Annotated in this window: 9 protein-coding genes; 1 reads left to right on the top strand and 8 read right to left on the bottom strand. The window is 34.8% G+C overall.

Annotation, left to right across the window (positions count from 1 at the left end; genetic code table 11):
- Positions 1–4: 4 nt before the first annotated feature.
- From PFY10_11670 to PFY10_11705, 8 genes are all read right to left on the bottom strand, one after another.
- Positions 5–883, bottom strand: a complete 879-nt coding sequence (locus PFY10_11670; protein WBV54895.1) for a polysaccharide biosynthesis/export family protein — start codon at positions 881–883, stop codon at positions 5–7.
- 36 nt (positions 884–919) lie between these two features.
- Complete coding sequence (locus PFY10_11675; GenBank protein WBV54896.1) at positions 920–2,038, bottom strand: MraY family glycosyltransferase; 1,119 nt, start codon at positions 2,036–2,038, stop codon at positions 920–922.
- 111 nt (positions 2,039–2,149) lie between these two features.
- Entirely contained in the window at positions 2,150–3,151 is a 1,002-nt protein-coding gene (locus tag PFY10_11680; GenBank protein ID WBV58937.1) for a glycosyltransferase, read from the bottom strand.
- A gap of 6 nt (positions 3,152–3,157) precedes the next feature.
- Complete coding sequence (locus PFY10_11685; protein WBV54897.1) at positions 3,158–4,228, bottom strand: formimidoylglutamase; 1,071 nt, start codon at positions 4,226–4,228, stop codon at positions 3,158–3,160.
- A gap of 109 nt (positions 4,229–4,337) precedes the next feature.
- Entirely contained in the window at positions 4,338–6,869 is a 2,532-nt protein-coding gene (gene topA / locus PFY10_11690) for a type I DNA topoisomerase (GenBank protein ID WBV54898.1), read from the bottom strand.
- 251 nt (positions 6,870–7,120) lie between these two features.
- A complete protein-coding gene (locus tag PFY10_11695) occupies positions 7,121–10,603 on the bottom strand; it encodes a T9SS type A sorting domain-containing protein (GenBank protein WBV54899.1) in 3,483 nt (1,160 codons plus the stop codon).
- A 349-nt stretch (positions 10,604–10,952) separates the two neighbouring features.
- Positions 10,953–12,092 (bottom strand): EpsG family protein, encoded by a 1,140-nt coding sequence (locus PFY10_11700; GenBank protein ID WBV54900.1) that lies wholly within the window; start codon positions 12,090–12,092, stop codon positions 10,953–10,955.
- On the bottom strand, positions 12,089–13,096 hold the full coding sequence (locus PFY10_11705; GenBank protein WBV54901.1) for a hypothetical protein: 1,008 nt from the start codon (positions 13,094–13,096) through the stop codon (positions 12,089–12,091). Before PFY10_11705 ends, PFY10_11700 begins: the two co-directional genes overlap by 4 nt.
- A 185-nt stretch (positions 13,097–13,281) precedes the next feature.
- Here PFY10_11705 and PFY10_11710 point away from each other — a divergent pair, with 185 nt between their 5' ends.
- A complete protein-coding gene (locus PFY10_11710; GenBank protein WBV54902.1) occupies positions 13,282–16,932 on the top strand; it encodes an MMPL family transporter in 3,651 nt (1,216 codons plus the stop codon).
- Positions 16,933–16,948: the final 16 nt, after the last annotated feature.

Below are 16,948 nucleotides of genomic sequence, written 5' to 3' on the forward strand. Positions count from 1 at the left end.
GATATTAAAGTCTTGTTAGGATTAAATAAACTGACAACGCTGTAGTAATTAATGAAATTCCTGTTGTGATAGTCTGTACAGGGTCTTTCCCCAATCCATTCAAGCTTTTTCCTCTGGTATTAAGATAGATTTCATCACCATTTTGCACATAATAATACGGTGAATTCATTACATCTTCCCGGGTTAAATCTATTTTCGCAATTTTAATTCCTTCCGGTAATTTTCTGTGGATAACAATTGTTTTTCTATCTACACTTTTATTTAAACCTCCATTAATTGCCAGTGCTTCGGTAATGGTAAGCGTATTTTTGTGAGCCACTTTTTCTCCTGTAATAGCAACAGCTTCCGTGTCTCCAAGAATATAATAAGTTATCCCGTCCGTATTTAATCTCACCTGAGACTTTCCATCCTGGAAATTTTCATTTACTTTCTCCTGGATCTCTTTGGTGATATCTTCGATAGTACGTCCTTCTGCTTTGATGTAGCCGATTCCAAAAACATTAATATCTCCATTGGAATCCACTTTTAATCCATTAAAATAGAAATTGGTATTTCCTCCGCCACCACTTCCTCCACTTCCGCTTCCAACACGTCCTAAAGTTCCTATAGTTGTGGGATTAACCCCGGGAGCAACTGTACTGCCGGAAGTATTTAAAGTAGAATAAAACTGCGCTGCATCGCCCTTTGGAGTAGTAACAATATTGAGATTCAGTATATCGTTCTTCGTGATCCTGTATACGGGAATGTTGTAAGGAACAAGACCTTCCTCATTGATCACAAGATTTTCATTAGGCTGCATATATCTTACATCTTTTTTTGTGATACAAGATGTAATGAAAAAAGGCAGGATTAAAAGGGATAAATATTTAAAATTTCTTATCATAATCAAATGTTGTTTACAAAAATAAAAATTTAATTGTTACTTCCTATTATTTCTTATCCGATAAATAAAATCCGGCAAATAAGCACCAGTAAAGCCTAGCACAAGTATCACCAATAACAATAAATTTACATTTATATGTCTTAAAAAATAAGCCACCATTACTATAAAAAGATAGTAGACGACAATATAAAAACCCGATCTTCTATGGGTAAAGTCAAGCTTCAGAAGCTTATGGTGTATATGATTCTTATCCGCATCAAAGGGAGATTTCTTATTCCAAAGTCTTACAAAGATAACATTCAAAGTATCTACAATAGGTAAAATCAATATGGCTACAGCTATCGCCGGAGCTGACTGTAAGTGATACCTTGGAATATCCGGAAGCTTTTTGTCTATAAATATATCGATAAAACAGATGCTTGTAAATGCCAATAAAAATCCTAACAACATAGATCCGGTATCTCCCATGAATATCTTATTGGTCCTGTAATTCGAGAGGTTATAGTATAAAAAAGCCAAAACAGCCCCAATGATAACAACGGACAATACGACCAGAGGATAATTATATTCTCCTAATCTATAATAACTTATCCCAAACAATGCACTGCATATCACTGAATACCCTCCAGCGAGTCCGTCAATCCCATCAATGAGATTAAATGCATTAATAAGAACAATAAAAGTAATGACACTAAATATAACACTTACAACATACTCAAGTTCATAAATGCCAAAAATCCCAAAGAGATTTCTGATTCTTATATCAGATCCTATAACGATAAGTGTGGATACCACAATCTGGGCAACAAGCTTTTTGTAAGCTCTCATCACTACAATATCGTCCATTACTCCTACATAAAGAAGAATGAGCAATGATGCAAATAAAAACTTATACAGATCAAAAAGTTCATAGGCAAAAATAGAAGTACAAATACCTATAGAATAGAAAATAGCAATTCCTCCAAGATTGGGAATTTTTCTCAAGTGTGAACTCCTTACCCCCGGCTCATCCATCAGATTTTTTCTTCTGGAAATTTTAATAATGGTTGGGATAGAGAAAAACGTGATTAAAAAAGAAAACAAGAATCCAAATCCTATTTTTACATAAAAAATAGAAATATCCATCTCGCTTAAGAACAATTCAAAATTCTTCATTTTTTCCTATTTAAGTACTTTCATTATGCTTTAGCACTCATTACTTAAGATCTGCTAAATAGTATCTACGAAATTTGTAATATATCGAAATGACAGTACTTACATTTGTGTTTAAATCAACTTTCTTATCAATTTTTTTTGCCCTGCAAAAAACAATAGATAAAATATCTTTTTTTTCAGTGGCAAATATAAAATATAATTCTTACCAAAACGACTATAGAACAATATATCTTTAATTTTAATATTCCTTTCCTCTATAAAATTTTTCAGCTGATCAGCCATATCATAAAAAACTTTATCATCTTTTACAAACGCCAGATAGGCCAAAAAACTATATACTCCCTCTAAAATCTGGAAGTTTTTCAGTTCCTCTTTTTTTGTTGAGTAGGATGATGTTTTAAATTCAGATTCTACATCTTTTACTGCTTTGAGGATATCCAATCCTTTTTCAGTATGTGTTTTAGTGATAGAATCATTTCTTTCCAAATAGTGATAATGAAAGTTTTGCGTCTGTGCTACAATCTTACACTTGAGTAAAAGTTGTGGAATGAGCTGAATGTCTTCAAAATGCACCCCTTTTTTGAACCTTTTATTATTAAAAAGTTCCTTCCGGAACAACTTGTTGCATGCAAAATAGCTGAGATCAGAAAAAACAGAAAAGTTTTTCTCCAAATCAATTTTTTCCGGCATATTAGGAATTTGAGTAAGCTTTTGGGTAACAATTCCCGACTCGTCCACTTTTTGAATATTACAGATGACCATTTCGGCATTATGCTTTTCCGCAAGGTTAAACATTTCTTCAAACATGGTTTTTCCGACATAATCATCACTATCCACAAAACCAATATAATCTCCCGTCGCCCGATCGATGGCAAAATTCCGGGCATCGCTTAAACCTCCATTTTCTTTCTTCCAAACTTTTAGTCTTTCCGGAAAACGCTGGCCATATTCCTGTGCAATCAATCCAGAATTATCACTGCTACCATCGTCCACAACGATAATTTCAATTTCCTGCAGACTTTGATTAACCAAAGAGTCGAGACATTTAGCCAAATAATTTTCAACATTATAAACAGGAACTATGATAGAAACTTTTGAGGGAACAGTATTCATCATAAATTAAATTTTCGTCAGCCTTGCATTCAACCAGCCTTTCTTTGCTTCATCAAAATCTTTTCTTGAACAAGGAATACAATTCTCAATATTCTCATCATCTCCAAAATACCACAGATTACTAAACGTATCACGCTTAAATGTATGTTGGCTATCATCGATCAACACATAAAAAATTTCGTAGTGCCTTTCTTTTGGGTGTGATCTTTGGATATTAATTCCTTCTATCAGATACCAGATCATCTGTGCCAACAATTGATGATTCAACTGGCTTTCCGAATATATGTTATAATTAAAAATTCCGACAGACTTCAAATTTTCACTCAACCCAACTTCCTTCATGTAAGCGCAGATTTCCCGTCTATTTAGTCCATTCACCTGCGGATTTATTGAAAAAGGTTCTCCGAAACTTTCAATTGCATCACAATTGACAGTAACCAAATCAGCCTTTCTGAAGAAGGGCTCTGTTTTTTCTGTAGAATTCATCATTTCTGCCAGACGGACAATATCAAACTCAACTTCTTTAATCAGCTTTACAGAATCTACTTCGTTCAGGTGCTTCTGATATCCCAAGTGGTGGTAATTCTTAATCGAAAAATTCTTGGCACCCAAAATTTTGCTTAGAAAAGTATGCTCATTGATATGCTCACCCTGTTTAAGAGAGATGACGTTACTGATCTGTGTATAATTGATATTTTTTTGATGAAAATTCAATCCTGAAAATAAAGAAAAGGCGAAATCATTAGAACCTCCGATAATGACAGGAATTGCTCTTTTATAGTGACAGGCAGAAAGAACCTCCTGTAAGATATAATGGGAATCTTGAACAGATTTACCGGAAACAAGGTCTCCAAGATCAACGATGGGAATTTCAAAATCCAACTGTGATAATTTATAAAATTCCTTTCTTACAGAGGTAAAATCCTGTACTTCAGCATCGCCACCTGATCCTCTGTAATCTGATACGAAAAGCAAAACAATACTGTCTTCTTTTATTTCTTTGGTAATCTGGTTTCCAATCTGCCAATTCTCAGTTTTGAAATTCCTAGGGGCAATTATAAAATCTTCAAAATTCATTCTCTCTAATTAAGTCTTAAAAACCAAAAATATTAAAATAAAATCATTTAATGGTCATAAAAAAAGCCATTAACACTGTTTGTTAATGGCTTTGTAATATCATTACTTCTTATTTCTTTTTTGTGGCAGTCGCTTTTTTCTTGGCTGCCGGCTTTTTTTTCTCGGCAAAAGCATTTTTATCCTGGGCAGTAATCCACTTTTTCACCTCATCCAATGAAATTTCTTTCAGTTCTTCAGCATCATATTTTGTGTCATCTTTTTTCTTTGGAATTTTGAACATGCTCTTTCCAAACTTAATAAATGGTCCCCATCTTCCATTTTCAATAGATATTTTTTCTTTCTCCCACTGCTGAATATATCTGTTTGCTTCTTTCTCCAGTTTAGCATCAATTAATTCATTAATGTCGCTTTGAGAAAGATTATCGAAATCATACTTTTTAGGAACGTTTACAAAAATACTCTGATATTTGATAAATGGACCAAACCTTCCTGTTCCTTTGGTTACCGGCTCTCCCTTGTAGGTTGCAATAGGAGCATCAGCTTTTTTCTTTTCTCCGATAATTTCTTCAGCCCTGTTCTGATCTACAGAAAGCGGATCCTCTCCTTTTGGAATACTGATATACGTTTCACCCCACTTTACATAAGGACCGAATCTCCCCACACCTACTGAAACGGATTGGCCTTCATAATCTTTCAGATCAAAAGGCAGCTTGAATAGTTCCAATGCTTCTTCAAGCGTAATGGTTGCAATATTCTGCCCACTCATTAGCGATGCAAAAGTAGGTTTTTCTTCATCTTCAGTCTCCCCTATCTGGATCATAGCTCCAAATCTTCCAATTCTGGCATGAACATTTTTACCTGTTTTTGGATCAACACCCAACAGCCTATCCCCATTTGCACGGTCTGCATTTTCTTCTACGTCTTCAATTCTTGGATGGAATTTGGAATAAAAATCCGTCATCATCTCCTTCCATTTCTGATCTCCGTTTGCAATTTCATCGAAACTTTCTTCAACTCTTGCCGTGAATCCGTAATCAAGAATTTCTTTAAAATGATCAATAAGAAAGTCATTGACTACCTCACCAATATCTGTAGGAACAAATTTATTTTTATCACCTCCGAATTTCTCGTCGAGTACTACCTTTTTAATTTTATCTTTTACCAAAGACATTTTCACCACTTCACGAATCTGTGGCTCAATCTCACGCTTATCAACATACTCACGGTTCTGGATGGTCTGAATGGTAGGTGCATACGTTGAAGGACGGCCTATTCCCAATTCTTCAAGCTTTCTTACCAATCCTGCTTCTGTATATCTTGCGCTGGGTCTGGTGAACTTTTCAGTTGCCGTAATTGATTTATAACTTAAAACCTCTCCTACTTTTACTTTCGGAAGTAATTTCTCATTATTTTCCTCGTCGTCATCTTCCGTTTTTACAATACCGTAAGCTTTAAGGAAACCATCAAAAATAATAACCTCACCCTGAGCTTCAAAATGCTGAGGCAAGCTCGCATTACCTATTTCAATGACCGTTTTTTCAATTTTAGCATTAGCCATCTGAGAGGCCAGCGTTCTTCTGTATATTAATTGATATAATCTGTTTAATTGAGCATCCCCAATACTTTTTACTGCGAAATCAGTCGGTCGTATCGCTTCGTGAGCCTCCTGTGCTGAAGCCGACTTTGTCGTATAATTTCTCGGAGCGGAATATTCGGCACCGTATTCAGATATAATCTGCCTTTTTGATCCTTCGATTGCTTCCTGAGAAAGATTCACGGAATCTGTTCTCATATAGGTAATGTATCCTTCCTCATACAGTCTTTGTGCAAGACGCATAGTGTTTGTTACATTATAACCTAATCTGGAAGAAGCTTCCTGCTGTAATGTAGAAGTAGTAAAAGGAGCAGATGCGGAACGCGTTCCAGGCTTTGTTTCAACATTCAGAACTTTAAACTCTGTTGTTTTTGCCTTTTCCAGAAATTTTTCAGCTTCTTCTTCTTTTTCGAAATCTTTTTTAAGTTTCGCAGCGATTTCCTGATCTTCTTTATTCACGAAAATCCCGTCAAGCTTAAAGCTTGCTTTAGGATTGAAAGCGCGTATTTCTTTTTCTCTTTCAACAATTAATCTTACGGCTACAGACTGAACTCTACCCGCTGATAATCCCGGTTTTACTTTTTTCCAAAGAACAGGAGACATTTCAAAACCTACGATTCTGTCAAGGACTCTTCTTGCCTGTTGTGCATTAACCAGATTCTGATCGATATCTCTCGGGTTATCAATTGCTTTTAGAATAGCATTTTTAGTAATTTCATGAAAAACAATACGTTTTCTGTTTTCCGGCTTAAGCTTTAATTCATCTGCCAAATGCCATGCAATGGCTTCTCCTTCACGATCCTCATCGGAAGCAAGCCAAACAATTTCAGCTTTTTTAACAGCAGATTTTAATTCTGTTACCAATTTCTTTTTGTCAGCAGAAACTTCGTAATCAGGACTGAATGTCTCAAGGTCTATACCCATCCCTTTTTTAGGTAAATCCCGGATATGTCCGAAACTGGATTTCACCTCAAAATCCTTTCCTAAATATTTCTGAATAGTTTTTGCTTTTGCCGGGGACTCTACAATTACTAAATTTTTCGACATTCTAAAATTTTTGCAAAAGTAAAGCTTTTTTATTACATAGGTTTTGCAATACTTGTTTAATTTAAAAATGAAATGACTTTACAGGGCATTTATATACTGGTTTTATTCTTTTCAATCAAGTGATTGACTTAAAATTAATTTAGTAAAACACATCTTAATAGAATTTTTCACCTATTATTATAAGATCGGTAAATAAAGTAGTAAAAAATAAGCTGTCTCGTGATTGAAACAGCCTATTTATATTTAAATTTTTATTCTTTTATAAGCTTAATAATCTTATCCGAATTATTTATCCGGATCAAATATATTCCTGATGTCAATGCAGATAGATTAGTCTTATCATTTTCAAATTTTCCGGACATGATCAGTTGTCCCGACATATTATATATCTGATAATAATATCCTCCGGTAGTATCCGGTGCCTTGATATGAAGTTCACTTTTTACCGGATTAGGAAAAACAGAGACCTGCTCTTTTCCCATAATATCCAAAAACTCATCTTTATTTAAAGGTGTTGCAGCTTTTGTCGCTGACAAAGATGTAATCTGAAGTTTTGTAATTACCCCTTCTTCATTTCCGTCTTCATCATATTTAACCTTTACACAACGACAGCTCATTCCAAAATAAGGGTCGTTATTATCATGAAAAGCCATAATACGGTTTGAAGAGGAAGCTGCATCGAATAACATATTTACAGAACGCCCTGTATAATTCGACGCCAATGCACCGGTCCAGAATCCGGGATATTGATAATTAAGGACGTTATAAGTTCCCTGGGCAGATTGATTCCCTGTAACACTTCTGAAACCTCTGGATCCGGAATTAGGATAATTGCCGACAGGATATGCTGACTGATTGAACATATAGCCAATCGTAGTTGTCGTACTTGGATTTCTGACTCTCACTCCCTGATAATCGTTAACGATACTATACATGGTTGCAACATTTTTATCCTTTTTATACCATGGAGTCATTCCAAAATCTTTACCGGAAACAATTGCAACACCAGACACATCAGGAATTCTCCAGCCTTCCGGACAAGGATCAAACGGTGATTTCACACCTCCTCTTCCCCATCTGTCCGGCGCCAGATTCGGTTCAGTAGATAGCCAATCCGTTCCATTTGTATAATTAGGTGTACTGCTATTATAGGGAGCAAAAGTACTTGGAATCATATATACTAAAGGATTTCTAACAGAATAAGACAAGATTTTCGAAATTTTGTCAGACACCTTATCTGTATCCAGGAGATTTGCATTCGCAGCATAAGTATTATAAGGAACAATATAACTTCCGGACATATTATTATAAGTAGACGCAGCAAGGGTAGTATAACTAATCGTTCCGGTTGCTAAAACATTCCCAAGAAACACATTGTATGACCCTCTGTTATCAGCATACTGGAATGTTGGAATAGGATCTTTTCTTCCCCACTGATAATGAAGCCCAGTGGATGCCCTGATTCTGGATAATTCCGCAGAGGTAGGGGTAAGATTATTTACAACCATCGGAAATGCATCCGTTGCCCCCAGATTTCTGTCCATAAATTCGGTCCGGAAGGGAATATCTGCTTTATCTACATAATTGACATAATTGGTGGCATTTCCGGCCGGCAATTCTGTTGTATATTGAAGACTGTTCACGGGCGTGTCAGTAACCCAAATATGCCAGCTCCAGTAAACAGGATTAGTGATATTGCCATTATGAAGAGTAACCACCGCATTTCCACTTTGATTGGGATTAATTGCAACTACAATTTTAGACCCGCTTAAACCGCCCAGCGACGCAGGAGAGGGATTAGCTATTGATACATTACTAATTAAACTTGTATTAGTTGTCCAAAGTACATTTACCTTAAGGTTGTTATAATTGGAAGGATTAAGAATCTCCTGATTATTAAGAAGCTGACTTTGAACTGAAAATGCTTTACTCACTGGAATCTCTATGGTAGATACAGTTGTCGCCTTAACGATCTGATAAGTATTCGGATTATTTAACCCTTCAAGATATTCATTGGAAATATTTAAAAATTCCGTAGGAAAATCATAATTATCAACCACATACAAAGGATCTTTTACGCAACGACATCCATTAGCTTCTGAAGTATTCATTGTTGCTAACGGCACATATTGAAATCTACCTTTTATCGTAGGGAAATTTGAATCCGGAATGTCAGGCTGGGCTTTATCCGGAATCATATACAAGCCTCTTGCAACAGTAGCAGGAGTAGCATCAAACTGTCTGGCCATCGTCGCAGTCCATATGTTGGTATGGTGCTGGTCCGCATATTGTCCGGCCTGTGTTTCAATAGCTACCTGCCCCGTTCCGGGAAACAATCCCATATCGTAACCTCCGACCTGAGAAAGGTCAAATCCGATATTGGAATACAATTTAATACCCTTCATAAATAAAGGCATATTCGTATCAGTGGGTTTTATAATATGGTAGCCATTGGATTCAAAAGCATTTTTCCCCATATTGGTTCTTACTCCAAAGGGAGAAAAATCGGTCCTGATATCATCCACATAATTTGCTGAGGCAAGATTAGCAACCAAAACCGATGGAATCCGCCATCCGTTGGGACAAGGATCATAAGATGACTTATCACGGTACGGTTGAGCCGAATCATCAGTGGTATAAGTTGCGTTTATTTTCCCCTGTGAATTGTCTGACCATAAATTAAGCTCAGATAACTGGTAGTCTTTAAAATTAGAGGATTTTCCAAACCAGTTAACCATCAGATTAGCATTGTTATTATAATATGCGGGACCAGAGTTATCATCCTTATTCACATAGATAAGACTCAAAGGATTTTTTACAGAAAGCTTGATATTATTGGTTACTTCAGCATTGGATAATAAAACAAACTTTCTGAGATCATCAATTTTAATGGCATTAGTGAAATTTTTTGCTCCCCGGTGCCTTATTCTTCCGATAGATCCTGATACTTCATAGAAATCATTACCCCTGTATACCAGAGAGGGTATCGGGTCTTTTCTACCCCATTGATAGAGTAAGCCTAAATTCCTGTTCCATTCTGTTCCTGTGATCGTTCCGCTTACAGAGCCTAAATCCCTATCCATCCACCTCCAGTCCGAATCGGGGATCTGCTCAATCACTCCATCGTTTCTCTGTCTTTTAATTGTTTCAAAACTTTTATAGGCAGATCCGTTAGTGGGATCATCAGTAACCCATACATGCCATGACCAAAAAATTTCGCCATTTATTCTAAATGCTATTACAGCATTTCCCTCTTTTGATTTATTTACAGGAACTTTAATTTTGGCATTCTGCCCCGTATCAAGTACTTCAAGAGCGTAATTACCTCCACTTATTATTAGCCCAGGAACATCCTCCCATAATACATCAGCCGTTAATTTTCCTTCGGGAATACCTTCACTGCCTATATATTTATCATCTTCCCACATGGCATAGGCTTTTCTGACCGGTATAAGCAGACCGGCATATTCCTGGTTAGGATCAAAAATATAACTATTGGGCGCCTTAGTCCAATCTAAGGCAAGTGGGTTTACTTTACTTTTTACATTAAGCTGGGATGAAAAACTTTGGGTATCAGCAGAATTGATCACTCTTTGATCATAGTTTTGTGGTATCCTGACCAAAGAATCGTTAACTTTTGTATAGTGATCACCTGGCCACTCATCATCTTTATCATATCTATACCCATTGCTACAATAGGCATTCACTGACACAAGGCAAAAAATTGCCGTCATTTTTTTTAGTATACTGTTTCTCATATCCTTAGGTTTGGTGTAGAAACACCAATACAAATTTTAAGCCCGCATCAATAAATAGTGATTTATATTATAAATATATATTTAATAAGTTAATTATTATATAAATACTATTAAATAAAACAATTATTTATAGATATTCTATTTTGATTAAAACAGCACAAAACTACAATATTATTGTATTGAATTTTAAATTTGTGGTATATTAAGTTCACAAATAATAAGGAAAAATACAGCCTGGAGCGTAAAGAAACGAGCATTGATAAGGGATAACAGAAAAAAGACGCATCTTTAAAGTGCGCCTTTTGTCAATACATTTACTTTACTGTTAAGGTAAAATATGATTTTTATAGAGGTCAATGGTGAACCTACCTGCAATAATATTTCTGAAACTGGAAAATACCACGAAGTTGAATATGGTCAATGCAATGATAAAGGAATATATTAATCTCTTTTTATTAGCCGAAACAACATACATTGCATTAGGAATCAATACAAATGAGAAACCAATAAACGCTCCCGCAAGCCTGGATGAGAACACCGGATTGTTTCTGAATATGAAATAAAAACAGATTCCAATGACGGCATAGTTCCTATGATATTCATAATATGGATATTTTTCCTTCATGGGAGTATCAAATGCAAATAAAAAGAATGTGAGAATTGCCATTAACGCTTCGGGAATACCAAATCCCCCATTTAATCGCTGCGCCGTCTCATCCACATATCCGTTAAAACCTTCCACAAGCATACTATCGGAGGCAATATTACTCAAAAAGTTACCAAAAACCTTATACACTTCGAATGGAGACAAAAAGATCGAAACAATAATAGATACCAGCATCATTGTTTTATTTAAAGGTATGCGTGCAACCCAATACATGGGTAGAAATATATAACATACATTATGAATCCCTGAAGCTATGAATACAAAGAATAAATAGTGCCATAATTTTCTTTCTTTAATATACCTGATTGCGAAGTATATAATAAAAGTTCCAAGATTCTGCCTGATCTGTCCACTTTCTCCAATGAAGAAATTGGGAATAAACATAAACAGCGTAAAAGTAAATGGATAAAAAGTATTGTCTTCTGTATATTTTATCTTAAAAAATATAGCAAAAATAGCAATAACGAGTGTCAGCATGTAAAACGGAGCATTGAACACATTAAGCATGATCTTATTGATCAATGCATACAACCATTCTATATCAACATTCTCTGAACCTTCTATGTGAAGGGCCTTTAAAAAGATACTCCAATATTCTTTTGTATCTGAATAGATATAAATCCCTTTATAACTCCCATAATCCGGCCCAACACTATCTCTGAGCCCGGCAATAATAATCAGGTAAACCCCTAAAAACCAAAACCACTTTTTATCAACTTTATTTCCAAAGACCTCCTGCACACTAAAAATAAGCATGTAGATCATCGCAATGATGTAATATGGATGCAATAAACTCATGAAAGGATCAGGGAATTTTTAAATTGATGATAAGCCACTATAATTCCTGTCAGAATAAGTGGAAGGAAAAGCCTCACCTCCCAGTAAAGTCCCACCATGGTAATCATAGCAAGATAAGGCAATGAGAAAAATAAATACTTTTTAAATATCGTTTTATTGTCAGCAGATACGCCCAACAGGTATACAAAATACAAGACTATGGATCCAAATAACAGCCCCGCCAGATTGAACGGGCTTTCGAAGTTCCTGTTGATATAAAAGCCTTCTACAAAAGTGGTTTCCTGAACAACAATCATTCTCAATCCTAAATAGGCTGTTAAAAAAGAGATCACCAGAGGAATTGTTTTTGCGACCATTGTATAATTTCCTTTTCTGAGATCATCCATATCCAGGAAGAGCGCAGCAAAAAAAGCAATATTCAGACAAGCCGTCTCCCTAACGAACGTGGAAAGAAATATTAAAGCAATTAGAATATAAAAATATGCCGTCTTATTTGTATGAAAATATTTTAATGTTAAAAACACTCCTGTCAGATAACAAAAAAGTGCCATCATATCACAATTTGTAGGTGCATATTGCGTGATTACAATAAAAAACACGGCCAGAAGATGAATAACTCTTTTTAGATTGATGTTTAAAAGAAGTGAAACCGGCTTCAGGGAAAGTAGTTTATTAAAAACAACGGAAGAAAGAATAAAGAAAAAACTGTTCATCAGAAAAAGACCATGATAAAATGCAGTTCCGTTTTTATGTAGAAATTTCCGAAAAAAGCCCAGATAATTTTCAATAATATATCCCACAATGTCCGTAAGATACAAACTGAGATAGTTGGGAAGTACCCGATAAGCATAGACCGATGAAAACAAATAATCGGGCGGCCTTTCTGCTGTTTTCAATCTTGTGTAGGAAGACTCAAATCCATAATAGGACATTGAGAACAGCAAAAGCGGAAGTATTATCGTAAATAAAAATCCGTTTATTTTTTCATCAAATATTTTCAACATATCAAAACAGCTTTTTATTCAGAATAATTTTGTTTTAAAATATATTATTAGGAGGGACATTTGCAAAAGTATAAGTTTTTTTTATTTTACCTAAACATTTTATTGATTTTAAAATAAACTTACGGGGTAAAAGTTTTGAACTAATACTTAAAAAATTAAATTTGCAAACTTGATTTTTTAATGCGATGCATCGTTTTTTTATATTTTTATTCTATTTAATCTCCAAAAACAGAGTTCTATCTGCATTATTTGCAGTGGGAATTGCTTTGGTTTGCCTGTTTTTTGCATCAAAAATAAATTTCGAGGAAGACATCAATCAGATCATTCCTAAAAGTGAAAAATCTGATCTTACTGCAAAAATTCTTAAACAACTTAATTTTTCAGATAAGATCATCGTCATCATTGAGAATAAATCTTCGGAGGATAATTTTCAGCTTTCTGAAACCGCCAATACTTTTCTGGAAAAAATTTCTCCTTTAGAAAAGTATATCGGAGCGATTCAGGGAAAGGTAAATGACAGTGAAATTTCCGAGACTTTTGATTTTGTAAATCAAAACCTCCCTTTGTTTTTAGATGAAAATGACTATAAAGAAATCAACAGGAAGATTCAGAAAGACAGCATTGCAAAACAGGTAGAAAACAATTACATCTCTCTTGCTTCTCCAACAAGCCTGGTTACAAAAGAATTTATAAAAAAAGATCCTCTTGGAATTACTTTTTTAGGCATTAAAAAATTGAATGCACTTAACGTCAGCAAAGATTTTAAGCTGGAGGATAATTTTATTGTAACGAAAAACGGAAAAAATCTATTACTTTTTATTGATCCTAAAAACAAAAGTAACGACACTAAAAACAATGAATTTTTTGTAGACCAGCTCAACAAAATAAAGGATGATCTTAATAACGAATTTAAAGGAAAAACAGAAATCAGCTACTTTGGTTCACCCGTAATTGCGGTTGCAAATGCTGAACAGATAAAAAAGGACATTCAGAATACAGTAATGATTTCCATGACTGTACTGCTGATCCTGCTTATTTATTATTTCAGGAATTTCTTCACTCCGATTATTGTTTTTCTTCCTACGGTATTTTCTGTTCTGCTGGCACTGCTTATATTATATTTTATTAAGGATAAGATCTCAGCAATTTCATTAAGTGTCGGAGCAATCCTTATCGGAATTACAATAGATTATGCCTTGCACATTCTTACACACTATAAACACAATAATAATATTGAAGAACTCTATAAAGAAATTACCCAACCTATTATTTTAAGCAGTGCTACCACTGCGGTTTCTTTTTTATGTCTCGTCTTTGTAAGATCGGAAGCCTTAAAGGATCTGGGACTATTTGCTTCCATAATCGTAATGCTTTCTTCTATTTCAGCCTTGATTATTGTTCCCCAACTATACAATCCTAAAGAAAAAGGGGAAAAAGCAAGCACAAATTTCATTGACAGGATCGGCTTTTATCCCTATGAAAAGAACAAACCCCTAATTATAGGATGCTCCCTGGTCATTATTGCCTGCTTATTTGGATTCAGGCACGTGGGTTTTAATGAAGACATTGGAGATCTAAATTACATTCCAAATGATCTGAAAATAAGTGAAGCAAAATTACAGAAGCTTTCAGATATTACTTCAAAATCAATCTACACCATTTCCTATGGTAATTCTGAAGAAGAAGCATTAACCCGAAACACCCAACTGAACCATTTTCTGGAAAAAGAAAAAAAGGAAGGAAAAATCCTGAGCTATAATTCTCTGGGCAATGTAGTCCTGTCTGAAAAGGATCAGCAAAAAAAGATTGAAAACTGGAAAAAATTCTGGAACGACCAAAAGAAAAATCAAACGGTTTCAGAATTAGTAAGCAATGGAAACAAATTTGGATTTAATAGTTCAGCTTTTAAGCAATTTACAGAACTTTTAAACAAAAACTACTCCACCCGCAGCATTGAGGATTATGAAAAAATAAAAGCACTACAGGTATCTGAATTTTTAAGCAATGAAAAAGGATTTCATACTATTTCCAATATTATAAAAGTGGATGAAACTAAAAGAGATGCCTTTATCAGAGATGTAGAAAAAAAGCAGGATGTTCTTGCTATTGACCGCCAGCAAATGAATGAGAATTTTCTGGGATTATTGAAAAGAGATTTCAACACCCTGATCAATTATTCACTACTCGCCATCATCCTTACTATTATTGTCTTTTTCAGAAATTTTGAACTCACTGTCCTTACCATGTTCCCTATTGTATTAACAGGAGTGGTTACAGCTGGCATTCTTTATTTCTTAGGGCTGGAACTCAATATTTTCAGTACTGTAGTCTGTACCCTCATCTTTGGAGTCGGAGACGATTTCAGCATCTTTCTGACAAAGGCTATGCAAAAGGAACATACTACAGGTAAAAATGAACTTCCTACTTACAGGATCTCAATCATATTAGCTGTTTTCACCACTATTTTATCGATCGGCTCATTGATTTTTGCCAAGCATCCGGCATTACACTCTTTGGCACTGGTGGCTTTAATAGGAATGTTTTCGGTTATTATCATTACTTCTACTTTGTATCCGTTCTGGTTCAGACTTTTAATTATTAACAGAGCAAAAAAGGGACTTTCTCCTATTACTTTTAGATTATTCCTTCACTCCGTGGTATCGTTTGCCTACTATGGGCTGGGAGGATTTCTTTTTTCCTTATTTGGCGCTTTTTTTGTTAAAAATGCCAAGGGAAATACACTCAGGTATATCAAAATATTCATTGCCCGGTTTTTAACTTCTGTTTTATATAGTAATCCATTTGTAAAAAAGACGGTGATAAAAAATCCTGAAGAAGATTTCAGTAAACCTGCTATTATTATTGCCAATCATACTTCATTCCTGGATACACTAGCACTGGCAATGACCAATTACAAGATTGTATATCTTGTAAATGATTGGGTGTATAACTCACCCATTTTTGGAAAACTTGTAAAGGCATTAGGTTTTTATCCGGTTTCCCAAGGTATTGAAAACGGAATTGACAAACTAAAAGAAAAGGTACAACAAGGATATTCGCTGGTGGTCTTTCCGGAAGCAGAACGTTCTTATACGAATGATATCAAAAGATTTCATAAAGGAGCTTTCTACCTTTCTGAACAATTGAATCTGGATATTTTGCCTGTATATATTCATGGCAACTCGGAAGTATTGCCAAAAGGAGACTTTATCATTTATGATGGGAGCATTACGGTAAAAGTAGGAGATCGTATCCATCAAAATGATGAGAGTTTTGGGTCCACGTATTCTGAACGAACAAAAAAAATAAACGCTTATTTCAGAGAAGAGTTTTCAAAGCTAAGAGAAGAGCTGGAGGATGAGGATTACTTTAAAAAGAAGCTGTTTCTGAGCTTTTTGTATAAGGAAAATGAGATTGTAAAACAGGTTAAAGAAGATTTCAGGATCAATAAGTCTGCTTACTTTGAATTGAACAAGCATATTCCTAAAGACGCAACGCTTCTTCATATTGCAGATGACTACGGCCAGATTGATATCCTACTTTCTCTTCAACAGGCAAACCGCAAGATATTCAGTTTGATTCCGGATATTGAAAAAAGAGAAATCGCTGATCATAATTATCTCGTTAAAAAAAGAAAAATAAACTATATATCCACAATTTCAGAGATTAATAAAAAGGTTGGTATACTTTTAGTTTCCAGTGAAAACTATGCTTTAAACAGTATTGATCAGCTTCCTGATATTATTATTTTCTTCAATATTAAAAATTTATTGTTTCAAAACGACGAATATAATTTATATTTTAGTTCAGAATCAATTAAAATCTATAAGAGATAACAGATAAATTATAAAA

This window comes from Chryseobacterium daecheongense (assembly GCA_027920525.1).
Classification (GTDB): Bacteria; Bacteroidota; Bacteroidia; order Flavobacteriales; family Weeksellaceae; genus Chryseobacterium; species Chryseobacterium proteolyticum.

Excerpts from the sequence above, each read along its gene's own strand:
- PFY10_11705 (WBV54901.1), bottom strand. The coding sequence starts at position 13,096 with ATGTTGAAAATATTTGATGAAAAAATAAACGGATTTTTATTTACGATA.
- topA (WBV54898.1), bottom strand. The coding sequence starts at position 6,869 with ATGTCGAAAAATTTAGTAATTGTAGAGTCCCCGGCAAAAGCAAAAACT.
- PFY10_11710 (WBV54902.1), top strand. The coding sequence starts at position 13,282 with ATGCATCGTTTTTTTATATTTTTATTCTATTTAATCTCCAAAAACAGA.
- PFY10_11680 (WBV58937.1), bottom strand. The coding sequence starts at position 3,151 with ATGAATACTGTTCCCTCAAAAGTTTCTATCATAGTTCCTGTTTATAAT.
- PFY10_11675 (WBV54896.1), bottom strand. The coding sequence starts at position 2,038 with ATGAAGAATTTTGAATTGTTCTTAAGCGAGATGGATATTTCTATTTTT.
- PFY10_11700 (WBV54900.1), bottom strand. The coding sequence starts at position 12,092 with ATGAGTTTATTGCATCCATATTACATCATTGCGATGATCTACATGCTT.
- PFY10_11685 (WBV54897.1), bottom strand. The coding sequence starts at position 4,228 with ATGAATTTTGAAGATTTTATAATTGCCCCTAGGAATTTCAAAACTGAG.
- PFY10_11670 (WBV54895.1), bottom strand. The coding sequence starts at position 883 with ATGATAAGAAATTTTAAATATTTATCCCTTTTAATCCTGCCTTTTTTC.
- PFY10_11695 (WBV54899.1), bottom strand. The coding sequence starts at position 10,603 with ATGACGGCAATTTTTTGCCTTGTGTCAGTGAATGCCTATTGTAGCAAT.